General features: G+C 70.7%; 23 protein-coding genes, 1 pseudogene and 1 riboswitch. Of the genes and pseudogenes, 10 read left to right on the plus strand and 14 right to left on the minus strand.

Annotation, left to right across the window (positions count from 1 at the left end):
- Positions 1–2: 2 nt before the first annotated feature.
- The 3 genes from KI385_RS05875 (at position 3) to KI385_RS05885 (ending at position 3,657) form a co-directional block, all read left to right on the plus strand.
- Complete coding sequence (locus KI385_RS05875; RefSeq protein ID WP_238571160.1) at positions 3–1,037, plus strand: asparaginase; 1,035 nt, start codon at positions 3–5, stop codon at positions 1,035–1,037.
- 95 nt (positions 1,038–1,132) lie between these two features.
- The gene (gene aspA, locus KI385_RS05880) at positions 1,133–2,554 is read left to right on the plus strand and encodes an aspartate ammonia-lyase (protein ID WP_238571161.1); all 1,422 of its coding nucleotides are present in this window, start codon (positions 1,133–1,135) and stop codon (positions 2,552–2,554) included.
- A gap of 308 nt (positions 2,555–2,862) precedes the next feature.
- Positions 2,863–3,657 carry a carbon-nitrogen hydrolase family protein gene (locus KI385_RS05885; RefSeq protein WP_238571162.1) on the plus strand — a complete coding sequence of 265 codons (795 nt, stop codon included), beginning with the start codon at positions 2,863–2,865 and terminating at the stop codon, positions 3,655–3,657.
- Between the two features lie 13 nt (positions 3,658–3,670).
- On the opposite strand, the pseudogene KI385_RS05890 reads toward KI385_RS05885, so the two are convergent.
- From KI385_RS05890 to KI385_RS05930, 9 genes and pseudogenes are all read right to left on the minus strand, one after another.
- Positions 3,671–3,790, minus strand: a pseudogene (locus KI385_RS05890) (GntR family transcriptional regulator); the annotation flags it as partial.
- 228 nt (positions 3,791–4,018) lie between these two features.
- Positions 4,019–5,575, minus strand: a complete 1,557-nt coding sequence (locus KI385_RS05895) for a GMC family oxidoreductase (protein ID WP_238571164.1) — start codon at positions 5,573–5,575, stop codon at positions 4,019–4,021.
- A gap of 22 nt (positions 5,576–5,597) precedes the next feature.
- A complete protein-coding gene (locus KI385_RS05900) occupies positions 5,598–7,178 on the minus strand; it encodes an APC family permease (protein WP_238571165.1) in 1,581 nt (526 codons plus the stop codon).
- 12 nt (positions 7,179–7,190) lie between these two features.
- Positions 7,191–8,657: an aldehyde dehydrogenase family protein gene (locus KI385_RS05905; protein WP_238571166.1), complete on the minus strand. Its 1,467-nt coding sequence runs from the start codon at positions 8,655–8,657 to the stop codon at positions 7,191–7,193.
- The gene (locus KI385_RS05910; protein WP_238571167.1) at positions 8,650–9,822 is read right to left on the minus strand and encodes an aromatic ring-hydroxylating oxygenase subunit alpha; all 1,173 of its coding nucleotides are present in this window, start codon (positions 9,820–9,822) and stop codon (positions 8,650–8,652) included. Before KI385_RS05910 ends, KI385_RS05905 begins: the two co-directional genes overlap by 8 nt.
- Positions 9,823–9,832: 10 nt before the next feature.
- A complete protein-coding gene (solA, locus tag KI385_RS05915; protein ID WP_238571168.1) occupies positions 9,833–10,993 on the minus strand; it encodes an N-methyl-L-tryptophan oxidase in 1,161 nt (386 codons plus the stop codon).
- Positions 10,994–11,019: 26 nt separating this feature from the next.
- Positions 11,020–13,536 (minus strand): GcvT family protein, encoded by a 2,517-nt coding sequence (locus KI385_RS05920; RefSeq protein WP_238571169.1) that lies wholly within the window; start codon positions 13,534–13,536, stop codon positions 11,020–11,022.
- Positions 13,537–13,582: 46 nt separating this feature from the next.
- Positions 13,583–14,668, minus strand: coding sequence for an S-(hydroxymethyl)mycothiol dehydrogenase (locus KI385_RS05925; protein ID WP_238571170.1), 1,086 nt, complete (start codon positions 14,666–14,668; stop codon positions 13,583–13,585).
- Between the two features lie 188 nt (positions 14,669–14,856).
- Positions 14,857–15,660, minus strand: a complete 804-nt coding sequence (locus KI385_RS05930; RefSeq protein ID WP_181923877.1) for an IclR family transcriptional regulator — start codon at positions 15,658–15,660, stop codon at positions 14,857–14,859.
- A 168-nt stretch (positions 15,661–15,828) separates the two neighbouring features.
- Here KI385_RS05930 and KI385_RS05935 point away from each other — a divergent pair, with 168 nt between their 5' ends.
- From KI385_RS05935 to KI385_RS05950, 4 genes are read left to right on the plus strand one after another with little or no spacing between them, the layout of a single operon-like run.
- Positions 15,829–16,149 carry a bifunctional 3-phenylpropionate/cinnamic acid dioxygenase ferredoxin subunit gene (locus tag KI385_RS05935; protein ID WP_128509724.1) on the plus strand — a complete coding sequence of 107 codons (321 nt, stop codon included), beginning with the start codon at positions 15,829–15,831 and terminating at the stop codon, positions 16,147–16,149.
- Complete coding sequence (locus KI385_RS05940; RefSeq protein ID WP_238571171.1) at positions 16,146–17,315, plus strand: NAD(P)/FAD-dependent oxidoreductase; 1,170 nt, start codon at positions 16,146–16,148, stop codon at positions 17,313–17,315. The genes KI385_RS05935 and KI385_RS05940 overlap by 4 nt, the downstream gene beginning before the upstream one ends.
- A gap of 25 nt (positions 17,316–17,340) precedes the next feature.
- On the plus strand, positions 17,341–18,621 hold the full coding sequence (gene glyA, locus KI385_RS05945) for a serine hydroxymethyltransferase (protein ID WP_238571172.1): 1,281 nt from the start codon (positions 17,341–17,343) through the stop codon (positions 18,619–18,621).
- A gap of 56 nt (positions 18,622–18,677) precedes the next feature.
- Complete coding sequence (locus tag KI385_RS05950; RefSeq protein WP_238571173.1) at positions 18,678–20,063, plus strand: L-serine ammonia-lyase; 1,386 nt, start codon at positions 18,678–18,680, stop codon at positions 20,061–20,063.
- Positions 20,064–20,106: 43 nt separating this feature from the next.
- Here the strand turns inward: KI385_RS05950 and KI385_RS05955 are convergent, their stop codons facing one another.
- The 3 genes from KI385_RS05955 to KI385_RS05965 form a co-directional block, all read right to left on the minus strand.
- Positions 20,107–20,943, minus strand: a complete 837-nt coding sequence (locus tag KI385_RS05955; RefSeq protein ID WP_238571174.1) for an SDR family NAD(P)-dependent oxidoreductase — start codon at positions 20,941–20,943, stop codon at positions 20,107–20,109.
- 133 nt (positions 20,944–21,076) lie between these two features.
- Positions 21,077–21,931 (minus strand): bifunctional 5,10-methylenetetrahydrofolate dehydrogenase/5,10-methenyltetrahydrofolate cyclohydrolase, encoded by an 855-nt coding sequence (locus tag KI385_RS05960; protein WP_238571175.1) that lies wholly within the window; start codon positions 21,929–21,931, stop codon positions 21,077–21,079.
- A 22-nt stretch (positions 21,932–21,953) separates the two neighbouring features.
- Positions 21,954–22,042, minus strand: a riboswitch (ZMP/ZTP riboswitch).
- Positions 22,043–22,082: 40 nt separating this feature from the next.
- Complete coding sequence (locus tag KI385_RS05965) at positions 22,083–23,093, minus strand: hypothetical protein (protein ID WP_238571176.1); 1,011 nt, start codon at positions 23,091–23,093, stop codon at positions 22,083–22,085.
- Between the two features lie 285 nt (positions 23,094–23,378).
- On the opposite strand from KI385_RS05965, the gene KI385_RS05970 reads away from it, so the two are divergent.
- The 3 genes from KI385_RS05970 to KI385_RS05980 all read left to right on the plus strand — a co-directional run bounded on the left by KI385_RS05970 (position 23,379) and on the right by KI385_RS05980 (position 25,271).
- The gene (locus KI385_RS05970; protein WP_238571177.1) at positions 23,379–23,573 is read left to right on the plus strand and encodes a hypothetical protein; all 195 of its coding nucleotides are present in this window, start codon (positions 23,379–23,381) and stop codon (positions 23,571–23,573) included.
- A 131-nt stretch (positions 23,574–23,704) separates the two neighbouring features.
- Positions 23,705–23,926 carry a hypothetical protein gene (locus tag KI385_RS05975; RefSeq protein WP_128504828.1) on the plus strand — a complete coding sequence of 74 codons (222 nt, stop codon included), beginning with the start codon at positions 23,705–23,707 and terminating at the stop codon, positions 23,924–23,926.
- 112 nt (positions 23,927–24,038) lie between these two features.
- On the plus strand, positions 24,039–25,271 hold the full coding sequence (locus KI385_RS05980) for an SPFH domain-containing protein (protein ID WP_238571178.1): 1,233 nt from the start codon (positions 24,039–24,041) through the stop codon (positions 25,269–25,271).
- Between the two features lie 81 nt (positions 25,272–25,352).
- Here KI385_RS05980 and KI385_RS05985 read toward each other — a convergent pair whose 3' ends face one another.
- Together KI385_RS05985 and KI385_RS05990 are read right to left on the minus strand one after the other, a co-directional pair.
- Positions 25,353–25,751 carry a hypothetical protein gene (locus KI385_RS05985; RefSeq protein ID WP_238571179.1) on the minus strand — a complete coding sequence of 133 codons (399 nt, stop codon included), beginning with the start codon at positions 25,749–25,751 and terminating at the stop codon, positions 25,353–25,355.
- Positions 25,752–25,899: 148 nt separating this feature from the next.
- Entirely contained in the window at positions 25,900–26,523 is a 624-nt protein-coding gene (locus KI385_RS05990; RefSeq protein ID WP_238571180.1) for a TetR/AcrR family transcriptional regulator, read from the minus strand.
- Positions 26,524–26,590: the final 67 nt, after the last annotated feature.

The following is a 26,590-nucleotide window of genomic DNA, read 5'->3' on the forward strand; positions in this document are numbered from 1 at the left end:
TCATGAACCACAGCACCACCCGGCCGCGCCGCGCTCCGGGCGCACCGCCCGAGATCCGCGAACCGGCCCACGTTCCCGTCGCCCATGTGGTGCGCGGAGGCATCGTCGAGGGCGTCCACCACGGCTCGGTCGTGGTGCTGGCGGCCGACGGGAGCGTGGAATTCCGGACCGGCGACATCGAGGCCGCGTTCTATCCGCGCTCGGCGCTCAAGCCGGTCCAGGCGGTCGGTCTGCTCCGCGCGGGCCTGCCGCCGCTGGACGACGAGTCGCTGGCCCTGGTCGCGGCCAGCCACTCCGGCGAGGAACGGCACCTGGCCACCGCCCGGCGCATCCTGGCCACCTCCGGACTGACCGAGGACGATCTGCGCAATGTCCCCGATCTCCCGTACGGCACCGCCGAACGGGACGCGTGGATCGGACGCGGCCTCGGTCCCACCCGGCTCGCGCAGAACTGCTCGGGCAAGCACGCCGCCATGCTGCTGACGGCCCGCGCCCGGGGCTGGAGCCTGGACAACTACCTCGACCCGGGGCACCCGTTGCAGTGGGAGATCGCCGCGGCCGTGGAGGACCTCACCGGTCAGGGCATCGCCCACGTCACCGTCGACGGCTGCGGCGCGCCGCTGTTCGCGGTCTCCCTGCACGGTCTGACCCGGGCCGCCGCCCGGCTGGCGAAGGCCGCCCCCGGCACCGACGAGGGCCGGGTCGCGCACGCCATGCGCGAGCACCCGGAGCTGGTCTCCGGCAGCGGCCGGGATGTCGCCCGGCTGGTGCGGGCGGTGCCGGGGCTGCTCGCCAAGGACGGCTTCGAAGGCGTCCAGATCGCGGCGCTCCCGGACGGGCGGGCCGTCGGTGTGAAGATCGCCGACGGCGCCGACCGCGCCCGGATGCCGGTGACGGCGGCGGCCCTGGCGCACTGCGGAGTCGACCCCGACGTGCTGGCCGCATTCGCCACCACGCCCGTCATCGGAGGCGGCACCACCGTCGGGACCCTACGGCCGGCGGGCGCACTGGCCCCGCCGACCACCCACGCCGGGTAACTCCCCACCGCCCGCGCCCGATTGCGGCATCTCCGCTCCCCGCCCGCACCCCCCGCCGCCCCACCCTCCCCACCTCACAAAGGACCCTCTGCACCATGACTGCCGCCGGCCACCGCCGCGAACACGATCTGCTCGGCGACCGCGACATACCCGCCGATGCGTACTGGGGCGTGCACACCCTGCGCGCCTCGGAGAACTTCCCCATCACCGGTACGCCGATCGCCGCCTACCCGCACCTGATCAATGCGCTCGCCGCCGTCAAGGAGGCCGCGGCCCGGGCCAACGAAGACCTCGGACTGCTCGACCCGGAGCGGGCCGATGCCATCGCCGCCGCCTGCCGGGAGATTCGAGCGGGCGGGCAACTGCACGACCAGTTCATCGTCGATGTCATCCAGGGCGGTGCCGGCACCTCGACGAACATGAACGCCAACGAGGTGATCGCCAATCGGGCGCTGGAGATCCTCGGCCATGAAAAGGGTGACTACGCCCATCTGCACCCCAACGAGCATGTCAACCTCAGCCAGTCGACGAACGACGTCTACCCGACCGCGGTGAACGTCGCCACGATCATCGCCGTACGGGAGCTGCTCGACGCGATGACCGTGCTGCGCCAGGCCTTCGCCGCCAAGGCCGAGGAGTTCCGCGAGATCCTCAAGATGGGGCGCACCCAGCTTCAGGACGCCGTGCCGATGACCTTGGGCCAGGAGTTCTCCGCGTACGCGGTGATGCTGGAGGAGGACCAGAGCCGGCTGGCCGAGGCCGCGCTGCTCATCCATGAGATCAACCTCGGTGCCACGGCCATCGGCACCGGCCTCAACGCCCCCAAGGGCTACGCCGAAGCGGCCCGCAACCACCTTGCCGAGCTCACCGGCCTGCCCCTGGTCACCGCCGCCAACCTGGTCGAGGCCACCCAGGACTGCGGGGCCTTCGTCCATCTGTCCGGCGTCCTCAAGCGCATCGCGGTGAAGCTCTCCAAGAGCTGCAACGATCTGCGGCTGCTGTCCTCCGGTCCGCGCGCGGGCCTCGCGGAGATCAATCTGCCGCCGGTACAGGCCGGTTCGAGCATCATGCCCGGCAAGGTCAACCCGGTGATCCCCGAGGTCGTCAACCAGGTCGCCTTCGAGGTCATCGGCAACGACGTCACCATCACCATGGCCGCCGAGGCGGGCCAGCTCCAGCTCAACGCCTTCGAGCCGATCATCCTGCACTCCCTCTCGGAGAGCATCACCCATCTCGGGGCCGCCTGCCGCACCCTCGCCGAGCGCTGCGTGGTGGGCATCACCGCCAACACCGAGACGCTCCTCGCCAGCGTGCAGAACTCCATCGGCCTGGTCACCGCTCTCAACCCGCACATCGGCTACACCGCCGCGACCGCGATCGCCAAGGAGGCCCTCGCCACCGGGCGCGGCGTCGCCGAACTGGTCCTGGAACAGGGCCTGCTGCCGGCCGAGCGGCTGGCCGCCCTGCTGCGACCGGAGGAAATCGCCGGTACGGGCGGGAACTCGGCCGGCGCCTGAGCCCACGCGCCCGCACCGGGGCGCACATCTACGCCGCCGCGCACCGAGAGCCGCGAAGGCCCGACCGGCAAGCCCACGACAGCCCGGCCCGCACCCCGCGGGCCGGGCTGTCCCCGTTGGCGGGCAGCCGGGAGCCCGGCGGAGAGGATGGCCTCGGGCGTGTCCGGCGCATGAGGCGGACCGGCCCAGGACAGGGACCGGGCAGGGCCGAACCGGGCCCGTAAGGCAGCAACCGCCGCACAAGAAGACCGGCGCGAGGGAAGATCGGCACAACAGAAGCACGAGAGAAGAGGGAAAGAGAGATCCGCATGCGTATCGCGCTGTGCCAGATGACGGCATCGACCGATCCGAAGGAGAACCTCGCGGAGGTACAGGACCACGTCCGTCGTGCGGCGCGCGAGGGGGCGCGGCTGGCGGTGCTTCCCGAGGCGGCCATGGTGCGGTTCGGGGTGCCGCTCGGGGCGGTGGCCGAGCCGCTGGACGGGCCCTGGGCCCAGGGCGTGCGAGCCGTTGCCCGGGAGACGGGGGTGACGGTGGTGGCGGGCATGTTCACCCCGGCGGCCGAGGGGCGGGTGGCCAACACCTTGCTGGCGACCGGCCCCGAGGTCGAGGACTCCTACGACAAGATCCATCTGTATGACGCGTTCGGGTTCCGGGAGTCCGACACGGTCGCCCCGGGCAGCCGGGTGGTGACCATCGATGTCGACGGGGTCCGGGTGGGCCTGGCGACCTGTTACGACCTGCGGTTCCCCGAGCTGTTCCGGGCGCACGCCGACGCGGGGGCGACGGTGTCCGTACTGCCCGCCGCTTGGGCCGCGGGACCGGGCAAGCGCGCGCAGTGGGACCTGTTGGTGCGGGCCCGCGCACTGGACGCGACGGTCTGGCTCGCGGCCGTCGACCAGGCCGCGCCGGATCCGCAGGCCGATCCGGAGGTGCCCACCCAGGCGCCGACCGGCGTCGGGCACAGCGCGCTGATCGGCCCCGACGGGACCGTACGCGCCCAACTGGGCAGCGCGACGGAGCTGCTGGTGGCCGACGTGGACACCGAGGAGACCACTCGTGTACGGCGGGCGGTGGCGGTGCTGGACAACCGCCGCCTGTAAGGCCGTTCGGCGGTCAGGCCGCCAGGAGGATGCGCTGGGTCGCCTGGAGGTGGCCGCCGATGGCCGCACAGGCGGCCGCGGCGTCCCCGGCGGCCAAGCCGTCGAGGATCTGCCGGTGTTCGGCGAGCACCTCGTCCTGGCGGTTGCCCGAGCGGTACGGTGTCCTCCCCGCGCAGCGCGTCCTGCTCGGCCAGGATCTCGGCCATCTCCTCGACGGGTGCGGTGCCCCGGTCGGTCGTACGCTCCGCGGCGAAGCGCTCGATCGGACCGCGCATCTCCATCAGCTCGCCGATCTCCCGGCCGGAGACGGCCTGGCGCCGGGCGGCCACGACGGCGGAACAGAGGTCACCCGGCCAACGCCTCACCCCGCATCCTCCCGGAGCAGGTCGGCGCACTTCTCGCCGATCATCATGGTGGTGATGCACGGGTTGACGGTGACCAGCTCCGGCATCACCGAACCGTCGGCGACCCGTAGGCCCGCGATGCCCTTGACCCGCAGCCGGGCGTCCAGCGGCGCCAGGGCGTCGTCGTCGGCGCCCATCTTCACCGTCGAGGAAGGGTGGTAGACGGTGTTGTGGGTGGTGCGGATGTAGTCGAGCAGCTCGTCGTCGGTGCGGACGTCCGGGCCGGGGGCGAGTTCCGCGCCGGCCCAGGCGGAGAGCGCGGGCTGCGCGGCGATCTCGCGGGCGAGCCGGAGGCCGTGGGTCATCACGCGGATGTCGTGTTCATGGGTGAAGTAGCGCGGGTCGACCTTCGGCTTGTCGCGGAAGTCACGGGTGCGCAGCCGGACCGTGCCGCGGGAGCGGGCCCGGGTGACGTTCGGGGTGAGGCAGAAGGCGTTCTCGGAGGTCGGATAGCCGTACCGGGCGGTGTTCATGTCAAAGGGCACGGAGCCGTAGTGGAACATCAGATCCGGACGGTCCAGGCCGGGCTCGGTGTCGGCGAAGATGCCGATCTCCCACCACTGGTTGGAGGTGGTCACCATGGGCTGTTGTGCCTCCCACATGATGACGCCCTCGGGGTGGTCCTGGAGGTTCTCCCCGACGCCCGGGGAGTTGACGAGCACCTCCACACCGACCTCGCGCAGATGCTCGGCGGGGCCGATGCCGGAGAGCATCAGCAGCTTGGGGGTGTCGATCGAGCCGCAGGAGACGATGGTTTCGCGGCGGGCGGTCACCGTACGGGTGTGGATCAGATCCGGGTCGAGATATTCGGCTCCGGTGCAGCGGCGGTCGGCGTCGATCAGCAGGCGCTTGGCGCGTACTCCGGTACGGACCTCCAAGTTGGGCCGCTTGCCCATGATCGGGTGCAGATATGCCACGGACGAGGACTGGCGGGTGTTGTTCTCGTCCGAGTTGATCTGGAACCAGTTGGCGCCGCGGATCACGGTGGTGCCGGTGTTGAACGGCGTGGTGGGGATGCCGTGCTGGGCGCAGGCCGCCAGCAGGGCCGTACCGCAGGGGTCCTCGCCCTTGATGGTGCGCAGGGTGACCGGGCCGCTGCGGCCGTGGTGGTCGCCGGGCGCGTCGTTGCTCTCCAGCCGCTGGTAGAGCGGGAAGCAGTCGGCCGCGCTCCAGCCCGTACAGCCCCGCGCGGCCCACTCGTCGAGGTCCTCGGCCGGCGCCCAGAAGGCGATACAGGAGTTGTGCGAGGAGCAGCCGCCGAGCACCTTGGCGCGGGCGTGCCGCATGAAGCTGTTGCCGTTCTCCTGCGGCTCGACGGGGTAGTCCCAGTCGTAGCCGGACTCCAGCAGGCCCATCCAGCGGTCCAGACGGAGCACATTGTCGTCGCCGACGTCGGAGGGCCCGGCCTCCAGGACGCATACCGTGACGGTGGGGTCCTCGCTGAGCCGGGCAGCCACCACGTTCCCCGCGGTACCGCCGCCGACGATCACATAGTCGAACTCTTCAGTGAGCATGGGGAGTTGTCCTCCTTAGGGATCAGTCGTTCGCCTGGACGGTGACGGGGGTATCGGTGTCGGCGGTGGCTTCGGAGGCGGTGGTGGCCTGCGGCGCGGCGTGTTCGGCGAGCACACCGGTGCGATGGCGCTGGATGAACCAGTAGTAGGCGTAGCCGCCCAGCGCGACGGCGCCGACGAACAGCACCGCTCCCCAGCGCAGATACCAGTGGTGCGGCGGAGTGGCGTTGTAGACCGCGTCCCGGGGCCAGGCGAGGTTGACGATCATGCCGGCGCCCCAGAGGACGGCAAGGACATTGACCGGCAGGCCCCAGCGGCCCAGCGTGAATCTGCCGCCGCCGGCCGGCACCCATCTGCCGCGCAGCCTGGCCACCAGCATCGGTCCGGTGACCAGCAGATAGGCCAGATAGATCATGATGATGCCGATGCTGGTCACCACCGAGAAGATCTGCGGTTGGCGGATGTTGATAACCAGGACGCCGAGCGAGAGCACACCGACGATCACCGCGGGGAGTACGGGGGTCTGGAAGCGCGGACTGACCTTGGCCATCAGCGACGCGGCGGGCAGGTTGTTGTCGCGGGACATGGCGAACGCGAGCCGGATGGCGGCGGTGTGCACGGCCAGCGCGCACACGGTGACCGCGATCAGTACGCACCACAGCATGGCCTTGCCGCCGGTGTCGCCGAGTACGTCCAGCACGACGTACTGCAGTCCGTCGGTGCTCAGCCCCTTACCGTTCAGGCTGCTCACGCTCATCATGGCGAGCAGCAGGATCAGCCCGCCGAGCACGAACGAGGCGATCAGCGCCCGGAGGATGGCGCGGGGCGCGTTGCGCGAAGGGTCCAGGCACTCCTCGCCGAGCGAGGCCGCGGTGTCGAAGCCGTACATGACGTAGGCGGAGGCCAGTGACGCGGTGAGGAAGGCGCCCAGGTAGCCCATGTTCTGGCCGGCGCCCGCGTGGTGGGTCTGCAGCACCACGTCCGGGCCGCGCACCACGTGGACCGCGAACAGCACGATCAGGGCGACGGTGGCGAGCAGCTCGATGAAGACGCCCGCGGTGTTGATCCGGGCCATCAGCTTGACGCCGAAGGCGTTGACCAGGGTGGTGAAAAGGATCAGGACCGAGGCCAGCAGCACACCGTTGGTCGCGGTGTCGTACATCCCGGTGCCGTCGCCGATGAACTGGAAGGCCGCGGAGATCTTCGGCAGGGTCAGCTGGTAGGCGAGCGCCACCGCCGAGAGCGAGACGATCGAGGCGACCAGCATCATCCAGCCGGCCAGCCAGCCGATATGCGGATTACCGAGTTTCTTGGCCCAGTTGTAGACGGAGCCGGCGACGGGGTGGCGGGCGGCCAGCTCGGCGAAGGACAGCGCGATCATCAGCTGGCCGACGAAGACCATCGGCCAGGACCACCAGTAGGCGGGGCCGCCGATCCCGTAGCCGAAGTAGAAGAGTTGAAAGGTGCCGGTGAGGATGGAGATATAGCTGATGCCGGCGGCGAAGGTATGGAAATTGCCGAGGGTTCGCTTGAGTTCGGGGCGGTAGCCGAATTCGGCGAGTTCCGTGTCGTCCTGCGATGGCGCTTCGTCGGTTGCCTTCACGAGCGTTCCTCCTCAGTCGAACCAGTGCAGCGGCGTGGGGGCGGTGTTGCGCCAGATGTGTTTGATCTCGCGGTACTCCGCCAGACCGCTGGGTCCGAGTTCCCGGCCGGTCCCGGACTGTTTGAAACCGCCCCATTCCGCCTGCGGCAGATAGGGGTGGTAGTCGTTGATCCATACGGTGCCCAGGCGCAGCGCGGCCGAGACCCGCTCGGCCCTGGCCTGGTCGGTGGTCCATACGGCGCCGGCCAGCCCGTAGACGGTGTCGTTGGCGAGCCGTACCGCTTCGTCCTCGTCGGTGAAGCGCTCGACGGTCAGGACCGGCCCGAAGGACTCGTCGCGTACCACGGACATGGCGGCGTGGCAGTCGTCGAGCACGGTGGGCAAGTAGTAGTGGCCATCGGCGAGTTCGGGGTCGTCGGGGCGGGCGCCGCCGCAGCGCAGTACGGCGCCCTCGGCGAGCCCGGCCGCGACATACGCCTCGACCTTGCCGCGGTGCGCGGCCGAGATCAGCGGTCCGGTGCGGGCATGCTCGTCGAAGGGGCCGCCGAGCCGGATGAGCCGGGCACGGCGCACGATCTCGTCGACGAACCGGTCGTGCAGCGCGTCCTCGACGAGCAGTCGGGCGCCCGCGGAGCAGACCTGGCCGGAGTGCAGGAAGACGGCGGTCAGCGCATGGTCGACGGCGGTCTCGAAGTCGGCGTCCGCGAAGACGATATTGGGGTTCTTGCCGCCGAGTTCGAGGGCGACGCGTTTGACCGTACCGGCCGCGGCCGCCATGATCCGCCGGCCGGTGAGCAGCCCTCCGGTGAAGGAGACCATGTCCACGTCCGGGTGGTCGGCGAGCGGGGCGCCGGCCTCCGGTCCGGTGCCCAGGACCAGGTTGGCCACACCGTCCGGCAGCCCGGCCTCCTGGAGCAGCCGGATCAGGGCGATGGCGGTGTGCGGGGTGAGCTCGCTGGGCTTGAGGACGAAGGTGTTGCCGGCGGCCAGCGCCGGGGCGACCTTCCACGCGGTCTGCAGCAGCGGATAGTTCCAGGGGGTGATCAGGGCGCAGACCCCGATCGGTTCATGGACGATACGGCTGTCGATACCGGGCGCGCCCGGGTCCACCACCCGGCCGTCCTCGGTGCCGGCGAGACGTCCGAAGTAGCGGAAGCAGGCGGCGATGTCGTCGATATCGGCCTCGCTCTCGACGAGGCGTTTGCCGGTGTCGAGGGATTCGGCGCGGGCCAGCGCCGCCTTGTCGCGCAGGAGGAGACCGGCGACGCGCAGCAGCAGATCGCCGCGCTCGGCGTCCGGGGTGTGCGGCCAGGGGCCCTCGTCGAAGGCGCGCCGGGCGGCGGCGACCGCGTCCAGGGAGTCCTTGCCGCCGGCCTCGTCGACGACGGCGACCAGGCTGCCGTCGGCGGGGCAGCGGATCTCGCGGGTCCGCTCGGTGAGCGCGGCGCGCCAGCGGCCGTCGATGAACAGATCAGGCACGCTCGCCCTCCAGGCAGTCGGTGACCCAGTGGTGGAAGGCGCCGATGTGGTGCTCGCTGGGCACGAGCACCCCACCGTCGCGGTAGGCGCGGGAGTGCATGGCCGGCTGGGTGCGCTCGCAGGCGTCGAAGTCCTGGGCGTTGACCCGGTGGAAGAGCTCGACGGACTTGGAGACATCGGCGCCGGAGTCGACGATCTCGGGCAGATACAGCCAGTCGCATTCGACGACGGTGCGGTCGGCGGCCATCGGGAACATCCGGTGGACGATGACATGGTCGGGGACCAGGTTGACGAACACCTGCGGCCGGACGGTCATCGCGTAGTAGCGGCGGTCCTGGGTGTCCTCGATGCCGGGGAGCCGGCCGAAGCCCTCGGTGCCGTCGACGGTGAATCCCGCGGCCTCCTCGGCGAAGGCCGCGCCATGGCCGACGTAGTACTGGGCGGCGAAGCCGTCGGCGAACTCCGGGAGTACATCGGTGAGTTCGGGGTGGATGGTGGCGCAGTGGTAGCACTCCATGAAGTTCTCGATGATGAGCTTCCAGTTGGCGCGCACGTCGTAGGTGATGCGCTTGCCGAGGGCGAGCCCTTCGGTGCGGTAGCGGTCGATGGCGGCCGGATCCCCCAGCCGCTCCACGGCCGCGCCGATCACGGTGTCCTCGAAGGACGGCGGCTCGTCGGCCAGGCACACCCACGCATAGCCGAGCCACTCGCGGAGCGGGAGGGTGACCAGACCGCGCTCGGTGCGGTCGATGTCGGGCATCTTCTGCAGGTTGGGCGCGGCGACCAGGCGGCCGTCGAGGTCGTAGGTCCAGGCGTGGTAGGGGCACTGGAGGTTGCGGCGGACCTCGCCGGACTCCTCGGTGCACAGCTGCGCGCCGCGGTGCCGGCAGATGTTCAGGAAGGCGCGCAGCTCACCGGCGCGGTTGCGGGTGATCAGTACGCTCTCCCGGCCGATGCGTACGGTACGGAAGGCTCCGGGCTTCTCCAGGTCGGCGCTGCGGACCGCGCAGAACCACAGACGCTCGAAGATCTTCTCCTGCTCCTGGCGGAAGATCTCGGGGTCGGTGTAGTAGTGGCCGGCGAGGGTGGCGATCAGGCTCGGGGAGCTGCCGGTCGCGGGCGCGGTGGCTGCCGTCGGCGAGGACTCGGTGGGTGTGGTCGTCATGGCGGTCTCCTCAAGCGGCCGAGGCGGCGGGCCTGCGGGGGTCGAACAGCTCGATGGGGTGCGCGGTGGCACCGGTCAGCGCGAGATCGGCGACGATCTCGCCGACCACCGGGACGAACTTGAAGCCGTGTCCGGAGAACCCGCAGGCGACGGTCACGGTCTCCGGGTGCGCCGGGTGCCGGGTGATCACGAAGTGCTCGTCGGGGGTGTTGGAGTACATGCAGGTGGCGGCCTTGATGAAACGGCCGGGCAGGGCGGGGATACGCGGGCCGAGCTGGTCGGCCATGGCGCGTACCTCGTGCTCGTGCACGGTGCGTTCGATGGTCTCCGGTGTGCAGACGGTGCCCTTGCGGAAGAACGCGACCTTGGCACCGCCGTCGGGGCCGTCGATCGACGGGAAGCCGTAGATCTGAACGCCCCGGTCGTCCTCCCAGATGTAGATCGGATGCCGCTCGGGGACGAAGGGCCCGGTGCCACCCTCGGGCGCGAACCAGTACATGACCTGCCGTTCGATGGTGAACGGCACGCCCAGGTCGGTGAGCAGCTGGGGCGCCCAGGCACCCGGGCAGATCACCAACTGGCCTGCGGTATAGGTGTTTTCGGGGGTGTGGACGCGGACGCCGGAGCCGCCGGGCAGCTCCTCCCACCGGGTGACCGGCTCCTCGAAGTGCAGCTCGGCGCCGTCCTGGGTGGCGAGCTGGACATGGGCGGCGACGGTGTACTCCGGCCGGACCAGCCCGGCCCGCGCCTCGTAGAGCGCGACCTCGTCGTCGGCCGGGGTGAGGGTCGGGAACCGGCGGCGGATCTCCTTGGCATCGAGCATCTCGTGCGGGAGGTCCCACTGCCGGGCGGATTGCAGACTACCGCTGACGGTACGGCTGTCGGGCCGGCCGATCATCACCCCGCCGCAGAGCGTGGCGATCTCACGGCCGGTGTCCCGCTCCAGCTTGTCGTACAGCTCGTACGAGCGCAGCAGCAGCGGAACGTAGGCAGGGTCCTCGAAGTAGGACTGGCGGGTGATGCGCGAACCGCCGTGGCTGGAGCCGCGGTTGTGTACCGGGCCGAACTTCTCCAGGCCCAGGACCCGGGCGCCGCGGGCGGCGAGGTGGTGGGCGGCGGCGCTGCCCATGCCGCCGAGGCCGAGGACGATGACGTCGTAAGAGGGGGACACAGGGACCTCCTGGCGTGACTGTCGTGCTAGCGGCGGATGCGGGTCATCTTGGGGTCGAAGAGCGGCTCGTCGGCGACGGTCGCCGGGATCTTCTCGCCGAAGTACTCGATGTGCACGCCGGTGCCGGTGGCGAGCGGCGGCAGCCAGGCGTAGGCGACGCACCGGCCCAGCGTGTAGCCGTACGAGGCGCTGGTCACATAGCCTGCCGGGGCTCCGTCGACGGAGACGGGCTCCTTGCCGAGGACGTTGGCGGCCGGGTCGTCGAGCAGGAGCGCGGTCAGCTTGCGCTTCGGGGTCTCGTTTCCTTCGAGTGCGGCCCGTCCCACGAACTCCTTGTCCGTGCGGACCGCGAATCCGACTCCCGCCTCGTACGGGTTGTGCTCGGCGGTCATGTCGGCGCCCCAGGCGCGGTAACCCTTCTCCAGGCGCAGGCTGTTGAAGGCCGAGCGACCGGCTGCGATCACTCCGTGCTCCCGGCCCGCCTCCCACAGCGTGTCCCAGAGCCGCAGCCCCAGGTCGGCGGTGGTGTACAGCTCCCAGCCCAACTCACCGACGTACGACAGACGCATCGCCGTCACCGGCACATGGCCGAGGTACGTCTGCTTCGCGCGGAAGTAGCCGAAGCCCTCGTGGGAGAAGTCGTCGCGGGTCAGCGGCTGAACCAGGTCGCGGGCGAGCGGTCCCCAGACACCGATACAGCAGGTGCCGGAGGTGATGTCGCGGACCTGGACCCCTCCCCCACTCTCGGCTCCGCTCGAGCGGGAGGTGCCCCCATGCGCGTGCCGCAGCAGCCAGTCGAGGTCGGCCGGGGAGTTGGCACCGACCTGGAAGCGGTCGGGGGCCAGGCGGGCGACCGTGAGATCGGAGCGGATGCCGCCGGTCTCGTCCAGGAGCAGGGTGTAGGTGACCGCGCCGGGCTTCTTGCGGAGGTTGTTGGTCGTCATACGGTGCAGGAAGTCCAGCGCGCCCGGGCCGGTGACCTCCAGCCTGCGCAGCGGGGTCATGTCGTAGAGGGCGACCTTCTCGCGGGTGGCCCGGGCCTCGGCCGCGGCGATCGGCGACCAGTAGCGGGCGGACCAGGCGTCCCGTTCGGGGAGTTCGAGCCCGTCGGCGAGCGGGGCGTTGGCCTCGTACCAGTGCGGGCGCTCCCAGCCGCCGCCCTCCAGGAAGTACGCGCCGAGTTCCTGCTGGCGTGCGTAGAAGGGGCTGGTGCGCAGCGGCCGTGGCTGCTCCATGGGCTGCAGCGGGTGGATGACGTCATAGACCTCGACGAAGTTCTGGGCGCCGCGGTCTTCGATGTAGGCGGGCGAGCGCTGGGCGTCCTCGAAGCGGTAGAGGTCGCACTCGTGGATGTCGATGGCGGGCCGGCCGTCCGTCATCCACTCGGCGACGGCCCGGGCGACGCCCGCGGAGTGGGTGACCCAGACCGCCTCGGCGAGCCAGAATCCGCGTAGTTCGCGGGATTCGCCGAGGACCGGCATTCCGTCGGGGGTGAAGGAGAAGACGCCGTTGAAGCCCTCGGCCACCCGGCTCTCGCCCAGCGCGGGCAGCAGTCCGACACTGTCCTGCCAGCTCGGGGCGAAGTCGTCCTCGGTGAAGGGCAGCGAGGACGGCATGACGGGGGCTTCGTCGAAGGCGGGGACGGTGAAGGGGTCGACGGGCATCGGGCGGTGGGCGTACGAGCCGATCCCGATCCGGTCGGTGTGTTCGCGGAAGTAGAGGTCGCGATCCTGGAAGCGCAGGATCGGCTTGCTCGCCTCTTCCCCCAAGCTCTCGGCTTCGCTCGAACAGGGGGTGCCCCCATGCGGATCGTTGACGCCGGCGAGCTCGGGGAGCGGTTCGGTGGTGGCGTACTGGTGGGCCAGCGGGAGCAGCGGTACGTCCACCCCGGCCATGGCGCCGATCACCGGTCCCCAGAAGCCGGCGGCGGAGACCACATGGTCGGCGGGGAAGGTGCCGCGGTCGGTGACGACGCCGGTGACATGGCCGTCCTCCCGCTCGATGCCGGTGACGGTGTGCCGCTCCAGGAAGCGCGCACCCCTCCCCGCGGCCCGCTCCATCTGGGCGCGGCAGGCGAGCAGGGCGCGGGCCAGGCCGTCGTCGGCGGTGTGGAAGCCGCCGTGGAGCTTGGTCTCGTCCAGCATCGGCCACAGCTGCTTGCACTGCTGCGGGGTGAGCAGTTCGCCGCGTACGCCCCAGGAGGCGGCGAGTCCGGCCTTGCGGTGCAGATCGGCCCAGCGGGCCGCGGTGGTGGCGACTTCCAGACCGCCGACCGGGTTGAAGCAGGGCAGTCCGTCCACCTCCAGGGAGCTGAACTTCTGCACGGTGTAGGCGGCGAACTCGGTCATGGTCTTGGACGGACCGGTCTGGAAGACCAGCCCCGGTGCGTGCGAGGTGGAGCCGCCGGGGGCCGGCAGCGGGCCCTGTTCGAGGACGGTGACGTCGGTCCAGCCGCGGGCGGTCAGCTCGTCGGCCAGGGAACAGCCGACGATGCCGGCGCCGATGACAACCACTCGGGAACGGTGTGCGGGCGTACGGGACATGCCCCTCCTCCTGCTGGTCGGGGTGGTCGACTGGGGTGTTACGCCGTTACAGGACCACGACGGAACGCAGTACCTGGCCGTCGCGCATCTTGTCGAAAGCGGACTCCACCTCGTCCAGGGCGATCGTCTCGGTGACGAATCCGTCGAGGTCGAGCCGGCCGCTGAGGTAGCGGTCGATGAGGACGGGGAAGTCGCGGCTGGGCAGGCAGTCGCCGTACCAGGAGGACTTCAGGGCGCCGCCGCGCGAGAACAGGTCGATGAGCGGCAGGTCGATGCGCATGTCCGGGTCGGGGACGCCGACCTGGACCAGGGTCCCGGCCAGATCCCGCATGTAGAAGCCCTGCCGGTAGGTCTCGGGGCGGCCGACCGCGTCGATGACGACATCGGCGCCGTTGCCGCCGGTGAGTCCCCGTACGGCCTCGATGGGGTCCGTACCACGGGAGTTGACGGTGTGGGTGGCGCCGAACCGGGTGGCGCCGTCCAGCTTTCTGTCGTCGATGTCGACCGCGATGACCCGGCGCGCGCCGGCGATCGAGGCGCCGGCGATCGCCGCGTTGCCGACCCCGCCGCAGCCGATGACGGCGACGGTGTCACCGCTGCCCACGCCGCCGGTGTGCACGGCGGCGCCGTATCCCGCCATCACTCCGCAGCCGATGAGCCCGGCCGCTTCCGGGCGGGCCGCGGGGTCGACCTTCACCGCCTGCCCGGCGGCGACCAGGGTCTTCTCGGCGAAGGCGCCGATGCCGAGTGCGGGGGCGAGCGGGGTGCCGTCCAACAGGGTCATCGGCTGGGCGGCGTTGCGGGAGTCGAAGCAGTACCAGGGCCGTCCGCGGCGACAGGAGCGACAGCTGCCGCAGGGCGCCCTCCAGGCGAGTACGACGTAATCGCCAGGGGCAAGATCGGTCACACCGGGGCCGACGGATTCGATGACGCCGGCCGCCTCATGGCCGAGCAGAAAGGGGAATTCGTCGTTGATCGCACCGTCCCGGTAGTGCAGATCGGTGTGGCAGACGCCGCAGGCCTGCACGGCGACGAGCACTTCTCCCGGTCCGGGGTCCGGCACCAGGATCGTCTGCAGCTCGACCGGTGCGCCTTGTTTCGCCGCGACGACGGCATGAACTTCGTGTGGCATGCCCTACCCCTCAGTGTTGCGCAGTGCACGACTGGTTGCGCGATGAGAGACATAGTGGGAACGCCGTATCGGCAGCGTCAAGAGGTACGAGCTAGCTCTTGGTAAAGGACTTGTTACGTCCCCGGACAGGACAGCGGGGCCGGACCCAGAAGTCCGACCCCGCATCCGCACCCGCGCCCGTCAGCCGTTCAACAGGCGTACCCCATCCGCCGGGAGAGCTCCTCAGCTGCGGAAACGGTGCCCTTGACCACCTCGGGCAGCCGCTCCTCGTCCAGCCGGTAGGCGGGCACGGACACGCTGATCGCGCCGATCACCGAGCCGTCGTGCGCCCGCACCGGCGCCGCGACCGCGCGCAGACCGAGCTCCAGCTCCTCGACCGCCACCGCGAAACCCTGCTCGACCACCTCGGCGAGCTCACGGCGCAGCGCGGTGGCCGAGGTGACCGTCCGCTCGGTGAGCCGCGGCAACTTCCGGGCGAGGACGGCGTCCTGGACCGGGCTGGGCTGATGGGCGAGCAGCGCCTTGCCGCTGGAGGTGGCATGCAGCGGGGTGCGCCGGCCGAGCCAGTTCTGCGCGGTGACCGACGCGGGGCCGCGGGCCTGCATGATGTTCACGGCGGCATCGCTCTCCAGCACCGCGATATTGACCGTCTCCCCCAGCTCGTCGGCCAGCTGCCGGCAGACCGCCGCGCCTTCCTGGGAGATGTCCAACCGCACGGCCGCCGCACCGGCCAGCCGCAGCACCCCCGCCCCGAGGTAGTACTTGCCGCGCTCCTGCTCCTGACCGACCAGTCCGCGGCTCTCCAGCACGCCCAGCAGCCGGAACGCGGTCGACTTGTGCACGCCCAGCTCGTCGGCGACCTCGGTCACACCCGCCTCGCCGAGCCGGGCGAGGATCTCCAGCACGGTCACCGCCCGGTCCACCGACTGCACGGCGCTGACCGGCCCTTTCGCCGGCTTGCCGGCCGTCTGCCCCTCCACCATGTCCGTCATCTGCTGGATCTCACCACCTGGCTGCCCGATCGTGGGTCGGGATGTGAAGGGTCGGCATTTCCCGGGATCGCTTGACGCACAAGCCACCCGTCGGGATTCTGTTGCGCATAGCGCTTCATCGTGCGCCACGCGAAACTCGATGATACCGAACAGTAACAGGGGGGTCCTGTGATTCCTGTCTGCCACCTTGCCGACCTGCCCGCAGGCGAGTCCGTACGCATCGACACCGCACCTCCGATCGCCGTCTTCAACGCCGACGGGGAGCTGTACGCCATCGACGACACCTGCACCCACCAGGACGCCTCACTGTCGGACGGCTGGCTGGAGGGGTGTCTGGTCGAATGCCCGCTGCACGCCGCTTCATTCGATCTCCGTACCGGAGCGCCCACCTGTCTGCCCGCGCGCCGGGCCGTGCGCACCCACCCGGTGACCATCGAGAACGGCATGATCTACGTCCACCACGCCGCCGAGGAGGGCACCGCCGCATGAAGTCGGTCGCTGTCATCGGGGCCTCGCTGGCGGGTCTGTACACCGCGCGGGCCCTGCGCGCCCAGGGGTTCGACGGCCGCCTGGTGATCGTCGGGGACGAGCGGCACCGCCCCTACGACCGCCCGCCGCTGTCCAAGGACTTCCTCACCGGCACCACCGGCCAGGACCAACTCGCCCTGGCCGACGCCGAGGAGATCGCCGAACTCGACGCCGAATGGCTGCTGGGCACCCGGGCCACCGGGCTCGACACCGGCGGGCGCACGGTGTTCCTCGACGGCGGCCGGTCCCTGACCACCGACGGCCTGGTCATCGCCACCGGCGCCACCCCGCGCCGCCTCCCCGGCACACCACCCACCGGAGCGCACACCCTGCGCACCCTCGACGACGCCCAGGCACTGCGCGCGACCCTGGCCCGGGGCCCGGCCAGGGTCGTGGTGATCGGCGGCGGCTTCATCGGCGCCGAGGTCGCCTCCTCCTGCGCTGGCCTCGGCCATGACGTCACCGTCGTCGAGGCCGCCCCGCTCCCCCTCGTCCCCCAACTCGGCGACGCGATGGCCCGGATCTGCTCCGCTTTGCACGCGGACCACGGCGTCGCCCTGCTCACCGGAACCGGCGTCGCCCGCCTGCACAGCGGCGGCGGCGACAACCGTGTCACCGGAGTCGAGCTGACCGACGGCCGGCTGCTCCCCGCCGATGTGGTCGTCATCGGCATCGGCGTACACCCCAATACCGCCTGGCTCGAAGGCTCCGGACTGCCGCTCGACGACGGTGTGCGCTGCGATGCGGGCTGTGTCACCCCGCTGCCGCAGATCGTGGCCGTCGGCGATGTCGCCCGGGTGGACGGCAGCCGCGCCGAGCACTGGACCAGCGCCACCGAACAGGCCGCCGTCGCCGCCCAGAACCTCCTCGCGGGCAGCACCGTCGCCCGCCACCGGAGCCTGCCGTACTTCTGGTCCGACCAGTACGGCGTACGGATCCAGTTCGCCGGCCGGCGGCTGCCCACCGACACCCCGCGCATCGTCGAAGGCTCCCCCGACGACCGTTCCTTCCTCGCCTGCTACGAACGCGACGGGCACACCACCGCGGTGCTGGCCCTCAACCGCCCGCGCCCCTTCATGCGCCTCCGCCGCGAACTCGCCCGCGCCACCCAGCCGGCCACCACCTGACCTCCGCCCAGGAAGGCGCCGCCCCATGTCGCTTCTCGACAGCTCCCCATCGCTTGTGAACAGCTCCCTCCATGAGCTCGACCCCGACGTCGCCGCCGCCGTCGACGCCGAGCTGCACCGCCAGCAGTCCACCCTCGAAATGATCGCCTCGGAGAACTTCGCCCCCGTCGCCGTCATGGAGGCCCAGGGCTCCGTCCTGACCAACAAGTACGCCGAGGGCTACCCCGGCCGCCGCTACTACGGCGGCTGCGAACACGTCGACGTCGTCGAACAGATCGCCATCGACCGCATCAAGGCCCTCTTCGGCGCCGAAGCCGCCAACGTCCAGCCCCACTCCGGCGCACAGGCCAACGCCGCCGCCATGTTCGCCCTCATCAAGCCGGGCGACACCATCCTGGGCCTCAACCTCGCCCACGGCGGGCACCTGACCCACGGCATGAAGATCAACTTCTCCGGCAAGCTCTACAACGTCGTCCCCTACCACGTCGACGAGAAGACCAACCTCGTCGACATGGAAGAGGTCGAACGCCTCGCCAAGGAACACCGCCCCAAGCTGATCGTCGCCGGCTGGTCCGCCTACCCCCGCCAGCTCGACTTCGCCGCCTTCCGCCGCATCGCCGACGAGGTCGGCGCCTACCTCATGGTCGACATGGCCCACTTCGCCGGCCTCGTCGCCGCCGGCCTGCACCCCAACCCGGTCCCGCACGCCCACGTCGTGACCACCACCACCCACAAAACCCTCGGCGGCCCCCGCGGCGGCGTGATCCTCTCCACCCAGGAACTCGCCAAGAAGATCAACTCCGCCGTCTTCCCCGGCCAGCAGGGCGGCCCCCTCGAACACGTCATCGCCGCCAAGGCCGTCTCCTTCAAGGTCGCCGCCTCCGAAGAATTCAAGGAGCGCCAGCAGCGCACCCTCGACGGCGCCAAGATCCTCGCCGAACGCCTCATCCAGGACGACATCAAGCAGCACGGCGTCTCCGTCCTGTCCGGCGGCACCGACGTCCACCTCGTCCTGGTCGACCTGCGCGACTCCGAACTGGACGGCCAGCAGGCCGAGGACCGCCTCCACGAGGTCGGCATCACCGTCAACCGCAACGCCATCCCCAACGACCCCCGACCCCCCATGGTCACCTCGGGTCTGCGCATCGGCACCCCGGCACTGGCCACCCGCGGCTTCCAGGCCGAAGACTTCCGCGAGGTCGCCGACATCATCGCCGAGGCGCTCAAGCCCACCTACGACACCGAAGCCCTCAAGGCCCGCGTCACGGCACTGGCGGACAAGCTCCCCCTCTACCCCGCCCTCTGACCCACACTCCGGCCCACCCTCCGCTCCGCCCTTCCCGACCGAGGGAGTCCGCCCCCGTGGCCATCTCCGTCTTCGACCTCTTCTCCATCGGCATCGGCCCCTCCAGCTCCCACACCGTCGGCCCCATGCGCGCCGCCCGGATGTTCGTCGGACGCCTCAAGAAGGACGGTCTGCTCGCCCAGACCACCTCCGTACGCGCCGAACTCTTCGGCTCCCTGGGCGCCACCGGCCACGGCCACGGCACCCCCAAAGCCGTCCTCCTGGGCCTGGAAGGCCACTCCCCCCGCACCGTCGACGTCGAAAGCGCCGACGACGAAGTCGAACGCATCCGCACCACCAAACGACTGCGACTGATGGGCGCCGAAATAGGCACCGCCCACGAAATCGACTTCGACGAATCCACCGAACTCATCCTCCACCGCCGCCGCGCCCTGCCCTACCACGCCAACGGCATGACCCTCTTCGCCTACGACACCACAGGCGCACCCCTCCTGGAGAAGACCTACTACTCCGTGGGCGGCGGCTTCGTCGTCGACGAGGACGCGGTCGCCGGCCAAAACCCGATCGTCCCCGACGACACCGTCCTGGGGCACCCCTTCCGCACCGGCGACGAACTCCTCCGCCTGGCCCAGGACACCGGCCTGTCCATCTCCGCCCTCATGCTGGAGAACGAAAAAGCCTGGCGCACCGAGGAAGAAATCCGCTCCGGGCTGCTCGACATCTGGGGCGTCATGCAGGCCTGCATCCAACGCGGCATGTCCCGCGAAGGCATCCTGCCCGGCGGCCTCAAGGTCCGCCGCCGCGCCGCGAACTCCGCCCGCCAACTGCGCGCCGAAGGCGACGCGCAGGCCCGCGCCATGGAGTGGATCACCCTCTACGCCATGGCCGTCAACGAGGAGAACGCCGCCGGCGGCCGCGTGGTGACCGCCCCCACCAACGGCGCCGCCGGCATCATCCCCGCCGTCCTGCACTACTACATGAACTTCGTGCCCGGCGCCGACGAGGACGGCGTGGTCCGCTTCCTGCTCGCGGCCGGCGCCATCGGCATGCTCTTCAAGGAGAACGCCTCCATCTCCGGCGCCGAGGTCGGCTGCCAGGGCGAGGTCGGCTCCGCCTGCTCCATGGCCGCCGGCGCCCTCGCCGAAGTCCTCGGCGGCAGCCCCGAACAGGTCGAGAACGCCGCCGAGATCGGCATGGAACACAACCTCGGCCTGACCTGCGACCCCGTCGGCGGCCTCGTCCAGATCCCCTGCATCGAACGCAACGGCATGGCCGCCGTCAAGGCCGTCACCGCCGCGAAGATGGCCATGCGCGGCGACGGCAGCCACAAAGTCTCCCTCGACAAGGTCATCAAGACCATGAAGGAGACCGGCGCCGACATGAGCGTCAAGTACAAGGAGACCGCACGCGGCGGACTCGCCGTCAACATCATCGAGTGCTGAACCGAATGCCGGGAAGGGTCGGCGAGTTCGCGCAGCAGGGTCTCTACCGCTGCCCGGCGTCCTCTTCCGCGCCGTCGCGTGGCTCGATGCGGAAGGTGAACGCGGCGCCTCCGGGGTCGACCGCGGTCGCCCCGCCGTCGACGGTGAGTACCGCCCCGTTGACGAAGGACGCGGCGGGTGAGAGCAGCCAGCTGATTGCCTCCGCGACCTCGTGGGGCTCGCCGGGGCGGCCTGTGGGCAGCAGCCGGGTGGCCTCCTCGTAGGCGGCAGCCACGCCGCCGTCCGCCAGCCCGGCCTCCTCGGCGAATCGCGCCATGCGCCGGTCGGCCATCTCCGTACGTACCCAGCTGGGGCAGACGATGTTGGCGCGGAGCCCGTCCCGTCCGTAGTCGACGGCCAGGGAGCGGCAGAGCTGGAGCAGGGCCGCCTTGGAGGTGGCATAGGCGGCGTTGCCCTCGCCGTTGCGCAGGGCGGACACCGAGGCGACCGCGACGACCGCGCCACGCGCCGCCAACAGGTGGGGAGGAGCGGCGCGTTGGAGGAGGAACGGGCCGGTGACGTTGGTGGTCATGACGGCCTCCCAGTCCGCCACCGACAGATCGCCGACGGACCCGCCGCGGGCGATACCGGCGTTGAGCACCAGTCCGTCGAGCCGCCCGTACGTGGACACGGTGGCATCGACGAGTTCCTGCACCGCCGCGGGATCGGCGGCGTCGGACGGGTGAGCCAGCGCTCCGGTCTCCTCGGCGATGCGCTGCAACGGTTCGGGTCGGCGCCCGGAGATGACCACCTGGTGGCCGGCCGCCCGCGGCAGCCGGGCGGTGGCGGCGCCGATGCCCGTACCGCCGCCCGTCACGATGACAACGCGCTGTTCCGCCATGGTCGTTCAAGCCTTCGAGGGTGGTCGCGAGTGATCGCATACCGGCATCGCGATCATACGTACGGACGACGCCTACCGGGCGAACCCTTCCGGCCGCTTACGGATCACCGCCGACCACCCTCCCCGGCTTCCGTCAGGCCACGCCCAGTTGGCGGGCGGCGGCATCGACGGTCTGGGTGAGCAGGACCGCGATGGTCATCGGACCGACGCCGCCGGGGACCGGGGTGAGCAGGGAGGCGCGGGCGCTCGCCGACTCGAAGTCCACATCGCCGACGTTGCCGGGGTTGTAGCCGGCGTCGATCACGACGGCCCCGGGCTTGATGTGCTCGCCGCGCAGGAAGCGGGGCCGGCCGACGGCGGCTATCAGGACATCGGCCTCCCTGGTGATCGAGGCGAGGTCGGTGGTGCGGGAGTGGCAGTAGGTGACGGTGGCGTTGCGGCCGAGCAGCAGCATCCCGACGGGCTTGCCGAGGATCGCGCTGCGGCCGACCACGACGGCGTGCTTACCGGTCAGATCGACCTCGTAGTGGTCCAGGAGGCGGAGGATGCCGCCGGGCGTGCAGGAGGCGAAGCCGTCCAGGCCGAAGCTCATCGCGGCGAAGGAGTGGAAGGTGACCCCGTCGACGTCCTTCTCCGGGGCGATCGCCTCGAAGGCGGCGCGCTCGTCGATGTGCGGGCCGACCGGGTGCTGGAGCAGGATGCCGTGCACGTCGGGGTCCTGCGACAGCGCGGTGATCGTGCCGACCAGCTCCGCGGTCGTGGTCGCGGCGGGCAGTTCGACATGCCGGGACCGGATCCCGGCCTTCTCGCAGCGGGCGCGCTTCATGCGTACGTACGTCACCGAGGCGGGGTCTTCACCCACCAGCACGGTCGCCAGGCAGGGGGCCTGGCCGGTCTGCCGGGTGAGGTCCGCCGCGCGTTCCGCGGCCTGTCCGACGATGCGGCGGGCCAGTGCGCTGCCGTCCATGAGACGGGCGGTCGAGGACATGGTGTGCTCCTGGGCGTCGTTGACGGATCGCCCAGGCGCGCGGCACTGACCATGACCGGCCGAGCCGCTCCCCGGTGGTACTCCACCCAAGCGCCAGTCACGGCTCGGCGCCCACTGTAATCGACACCGGGGCACCGATGAGGGGGCGGCATCACGTACCTCCGTGACCTGGCGCCGAGAGGGGCGGCGTGGTGGAGGTGGTGGCCTCCCAGTGGCTGAGGATGCCGTCCCAGTCGTGCTGGGCCGCGGTGATCGCGTTGGCGTCCCAGGTGGCGGGCGCATGGGAGGGCTGCTGCTCCTCGTACACCTGGTACGTCTGGTAGTCGGGGTAGTTCTGGTGGTTCTGGTGGTTCTGGTGGCTTTGGTAGTGCTGGTAATTCTGGTACGGCTGCTGCTTCCAGGGCTCGTGTTCGTAGTGCTCCCCCGGGGGCTGCTGTGTTCGCTCACGCCAGGCCAGATGGGGGGTCTCCGGCTGTGGGGTGCTCTGGAGCTTGGCCATCCGCCGGTGGCGGCCGGTGCGGTCCGATTGCGGGGGCGGGGTGTGCCGGTTTTCGGCGGACAGCTGCTGGGCGCGTGCCACGAGGAGCCTGACGTCGAGGCCGAGTTCGGCGGCGAGTGCGGTGAGGTCAACTCCGGTGTGCCAGCTGCTCATCAGAACCGCGTCCAGAGCCGGCGCCCAGCCCGGTTCGCCGGTCTGGGGCGCGGGGGCCTGGGGCGGGGCGGCGTGTGGCGTGGCGGTGTGTGGCGCGGCGGTGTGTGGTGCGGCGGGCGGGCCCGCCGTGGTCCGGTGCTCGGTGACCGGGGCCGTCGTGGCCGGGCCCGCGGTGGCCTGGCCCTCGGGGTGTGCGGTGGCCTGTTGCGCCGGGGGCTGCTCCGCGGGCGGTTCTTCACACGCGGGCTGCGCGAGCAGGCTCTTGGCGACCGCGCGGGCGTCGTCCTTGCCCACCGTGCGGCGGGCCAGGCGTACTTCGCGCTCCTCCAGGCCGAGCAGGTCCGCCACCACCGCATCGCTGCCCACGGTCACGGCGAAGGCGGCCAGGGTCCGCGAACGGCGGGCCTCGGCCTCGTCGAGGAGTCCCTGCGTCCGGCGGACCTCGTCATCGCTGCTGCAAAACGCCTGTGCGAGTACCGCGTGGCGCTCCCACAACTCCCTCGGTTCCATGACTGCGACAACGTTCCTTCGCCCGGATTGGCCCGCTTCTCGGCTATAGATCACTGCATAAGGTGATATTCGATGGAGTTACGCCCCTGCCTACGGGACGTATGGAGCCGGAGCCGTAAAAATACGCAGTGACCACATGCTCGCAGAATCGTTTCTACGGCCATGAGCGCCCCTTCCTCCGGCACCGTCGCAGGTCACGGACAGACTTTCCTTCCCCGCCCCGGGGCCGCACCGCGGTGGATCACCTCCGAGATTGTCCGGCAGACACCGTTGTACGCGGGGCTGGTGAAGCTCTGGACCGAGCGGGATGCCACGGTGCCCGGCGTCGCCGATCCCGAGTGGCAGCGACTGGTCTCCTACCGTGCGCTGATGGAGGAGACCGAGACCGCCCTCACGGCCCTGCGGCCGCACCGCGCACCCGATGTGCTGCCCTCCAGGAAGTCGGTCCCGGCCGCCCGCCCGCCCCGGCTCGATGCCTGAAACCCGGGTGCGCCGGCCGCCGGAACGGGCGACCTGAAGGGGCGCCCGGCCCGGAGTACCGTTGAGTTGTCGAGATGTCCCGCTGGCCGGCCTCCTGGCCGGCAGCGGCTTTGACCAGCGACGGAGCCCGGGTGAGCGCGACGGATGACACGGACTTCAGCCCGATCGGGGTGATCGGGCGGGTCACCGTCTCGATCCCGACCGATGGCCCGGGCGAGGTGCTGCTGCCCGTACGCGGCGGGACCGAGGCCTTCGCCGCCTGGTCCCAGGAACCCATCGCCCGGCATACGCAGGTCATCGTGGTGGACCACACCTCGGCGCGGTCGGTGATCGTCGCGCCGCTGCCTGCGTGATGACCCGGCCGTTCTCTGGCCGCTACGGGCCGGATGGGCAAGCCCCCTTCACCTTCGTCCAACCGTCCCCGCACACGAACCGAGGCCGGTCGCACCGACCAGGAGCCTTCCGATGCTGTTCTGGCATGTACCCGCGCCGAACGAGGCGCTGTTGATCTCCGGCTCGAAGAGCCGGGCCGGGGATGCCCAATTCCGTATCGTCACGGGCCATGGCCGCTGGGTCATGCCCGTCAAGCAGAAGGCGAGTCTGCTGTCGCTGTCGCTGCGGGAGGCGGAGATATCCGAGGACTGCGTCACCCAGCAGGGCATCCGGCTCGCCGTCCGGGCGGTCGCCGTCTTCAAGGTGGGTGACGACCATCCGTCGATCGCCAACGCCGCGCGCCGGTTCCTGGACGAGCAGGCCACCATGGAAGAGCTGGTGGGGCGGATCTTCGCCGGTCACCTGCGGTCGATCGTCGGCGGGCTGACCGTCGAGCAGATCATCCGGGAGCGGGACCGGGTCGCCCAAGAGGTCAAGGAGGGCAGCCACTCCGAGATGGAGAAGCTCGGCATCGTCGTCGACGCCCTGCAGATCCAGGAGATCGGCGACACCTCCGGCTACATCACCAATCTGGCCGCGCCGCACGCCGCGGCCGTCGCCAGCGCGGCCCGGATCGCGGAGGCCAAGGCCGACCAGGAGGCGACCGAGCGGGAACAGCAGGCGGCGGCGCTCAAGGCGGAGTACGAGCGGGACACCGCGATCAAACGGGCCGGGTTCCTCGCCGAGACCGAGCAGTACAACGCCCGTGCCGCGCAGGCCGGCCCGCTGTCCCAGGCCAGGGCCTCGCAGGAGGTCATCGAGGAGCAGACCGCGCTGGCCGAGCGGCAGGCCTCGCTGGCCGCCCAGCGGCTGGAGGCCGAGGTGCGCCGCCCGGCGGACGCCGAGGCGTACCGGGTGCGCACCCTGGCGGAGGCACAGCGTGACCAGGTGCGGTTCGAGGCGGACGCCCGTGCCTACACCGAGCGGGCGATCGCCCAGGCGCGGGCCGATGCGAACAATGCCGTGGCGGCCTCGCTGCGGGACGGCAACCAGGAGCTGATCGCCGCCAACCGCACCGTCGAGAACCTCCCGGCGCTCGCCCAGGCCGCGGCCGAGGGCATCTCCGGCTCCCGGCTGACCGTCCTGAACGGCACCGACGGGGTGAACGAGATCGTCTCCGGCATCGTGGGCCAGGGGCTGGCCATTCTCGACAACCTGAAGCAAGCGAGTGGCGGCGCGGCCCCGCTGGCCGATGGGGCGGGCGGAGTGCCGCAGAAGCTGACGAAGCTGACGCAGGACGGGGCCGGGTCCGGGTCCGGGGGCTGACGTACGGGCAGTCGGCGTCGGCGACACATGCGATGGGCCCGGGATCCTGACCCCGGGCCCACAGCCTGACCCCGACGGGTACTAGAGGAGCCCGAGCAGGCCGAGACCGAGCAGGCCGTCTCTGCCCAGGCCCTGGCCGTCGCGGCCGTAGCCATCGCGCCCGTAACCGTCACGGCCATAGCCGTCGCGCCCGTAGCCGTCGTTGTTGCCGTAGCCGTAGCCGTCGCGGCGCCCGTCGCGCCCGAAGCCGTCGTAGCCGTCGTGGCCACCGTGCCCGAGCCGGCCGTGGCTCTTGTGGCCGTGCCGGTGGTGCTGGTTGCCGTGGTGGCCCTTGTCGCAGCGGTGGTGCGAGGAGCACAGGGTGCTCTGCGTGCTGCTGGGGGGCGCGGTCGCGGCAGTGGCGGCGCCTGCCATCGGCACCACGAGGGCAGCCGCGGTCAGGCCGGCCACTGCGAGGCCGCGAGGGATCGAACGGAGCATGTTTCCACCTTCACTCGACTCTGCAGAAAATGAATATTCTCTGCAAAGGCGACGATAAAGTGGCATTTGTCCATCGACTTGCGACCCGCCGCAGAGTCACTGGAACGCAGCAGAATCTATGACATTCCACCCAAAACCCCTCTTCCCGCTACGGAATCCCGCCATTTTCGCCGCTCTTCTCCACGTCGTTCGGCAGGCTCTCCAGCAGGCTTCCCAGCGCACCCGCGACGAGCCGGCACACCGTGTCCGGGTCGGCGCTCGCCAGTGGCTCCTTGGCGACCACCACACGCATCAGGCCGATCCCCAGCAGCCAGGACAGCGCCAGATCGGCGCGCAGTCCGCCGTTGTCCGACCCGGAGAGCGTGGCGAGGACCTCCGCGTACTCCTCCCCCAGCCCGCGCAGCGCGTCCGCGATCTCGTCGCTGCCGCCGATGGAGCGCAGACACACCTCCAGCGAGCGGTCGGCACCCGCCCCGCCGCCGGCCAGCATGCCGCGCAGCGCGACCTCGAACAGCCGCTCGGCGGGGGTGGTCCGCAGCTGCTCCTGGCCTCCCCGCGCCATCACCTCTCCGAACAGGGCCTTCTTCGAGCCGAAGTAGCGGAACAGCAGGGCTTGATTGGCCCCGGCCCGGGCCGCGATATCGCGTACCGTCGCGCGTTCGTAGCCGCGCTCCGCGAACAGTTCCGACGCGGCATCGAGCAGCCGCAGCCGGGTGCCCTGCGCGTCCCGGCGGTACGCACCCTCCGTGCCGCGCTGCGGGGACTCCCTCATCATCACGCTCCTCTCCGACGGTCCGTCACAATGACGGCCGCAATGCGTCGTTGACCACTCCGAGGGA

The sequence above is a fragment of the Streptomyces inhibens genome, assembly GCF_022221585.1.
Taxonomy (GTDB): Bacteria; Actinomycetota; Actinomycetes; order Streptomycetales; family Streptomycetaceae; genus Streptomyces; species Streptomyces inhibens.

What these genes read in the sequence shown, in the direction of transcription:
- KI385_RS05895 (WP_238571164.1), bottom strand. Translation starts at nt 5,575, where the DNA reads ATGCTCACTGAAGAGTTCGACTATGTGATCGTCGGCGGCGGTACCGCG.
- KI385_RS05930 (WP_181923877.1), bottom strand. Translation starts at nt 15,660, where the DNA reads ATGACGGACATGGTGGAGGGGCAGACGGCCGGCAAGCCGGCGAAAGGG.
- KI385_RS05885 (WP_238571162.1), top strand. Translation starts at nt 2,863, where the DNA reads ATGCGTATCGCGCTGTGCCAGATGACGGCATCGACCGATCCGAAGGAG.
- aspA (WP_238571161.1), top strand. Translation starts at nt 1,133, where the DNA reads ATGACTGCCGCCGGCCACCGCCGCGAACACGATCTGCTCGGCGACCGC.
- KI385_RS05980 (WP_238571178.1), top strand. Translation starts at nt 24,039, where the DNA reads ATGCTGTTCTGGCATGTACCCGCGCCGAACGAGGCGCTGTTGATCTCC.
- glyA (WP_238571172.1), top strand. Translation starts at nt 17,341, where the DNA reads ATGTCGCTTCTCGACAGCTCCCCATCGCTTGTGAACAGCTCCCTCCAT.
- KI385_RS05985 (WP_238571179.1), bottom strand. Translation starts at nt 25,751, where the DNA reads ATGCTCCGTTCGATCCCTCGCGGCCTCGCAGTGGCCGGCCTGACCGCG.
- KI385_RS05940 (WP_238571171.1), top strand. Translation starts at nt 16,146, where the DNA reads ATGAAGTCGGTCGCTGTCATCGGGGCCTCGCTGGCGGGTCTGTACACC.
- KI385_RS05990 (WP_238571180.1), bottom strand. Translation starts at nt 26,523, where the DNA reads ATGAGGGAGTCCCCGCAGCGCGGCACGGAGGGTGCGTACCGCCGGGAC.
- KI385_RS05910 (WP_238571167.1), bottom strand. Translation starts at nt 9,822, where the DNA reads ATGACGACCACACCCACCGAGTCCTCGCCGACGGCAGCCACCGCGCCC.
- KI385_RS05955 (WP_238571174.1), bottom strand. Translation starts at nt 20,943, where the DNA reads ATGGCGGAACAGCGCGTTGTCATCGTGACGGGCGGCGGTACGGGCATC.
- KI385_RS05920 (WP_238571169.1), bottom strand. Translation starts at nt 13,536, where the DNA reads ATGTCCCGTACGCCCGCACACCGTTCCCGAGTGGTTGTCATCGGCGCC.
- KI385_RS05875 (WP_238571160.1), top strand. Translation starts at nt 3, where the DNA reads ATGAACCACAGCACCACCCGGCCGCGCCGCGCTCCGGGCGCACCGCCC.
- KI385_RS05965 (WP_238571176.1), bottom strand. Translation starts at nt 23,093, where the DNA reads ATGGAACCGAGGGAGTTGTGGGAGCGCCACGCGGTACTCGCACAGGCG.
- KI385_RS05960 (WP_238571175.1), bottom strand. Translation starts at nt 21,931, where the DNA reads ATGTCCTCGACCGCCCGTCTCATGGACGGCAGCGCACTGGCCCGCCGC.
- KI385_RS05925 (WP_238571170.1), bottom strand. Translation starts at nt 14,668, where the DNA reads ATGCCACACGAAGTTCATGCCGTCGTCGCGGCGAAACAAGGCGCACCG.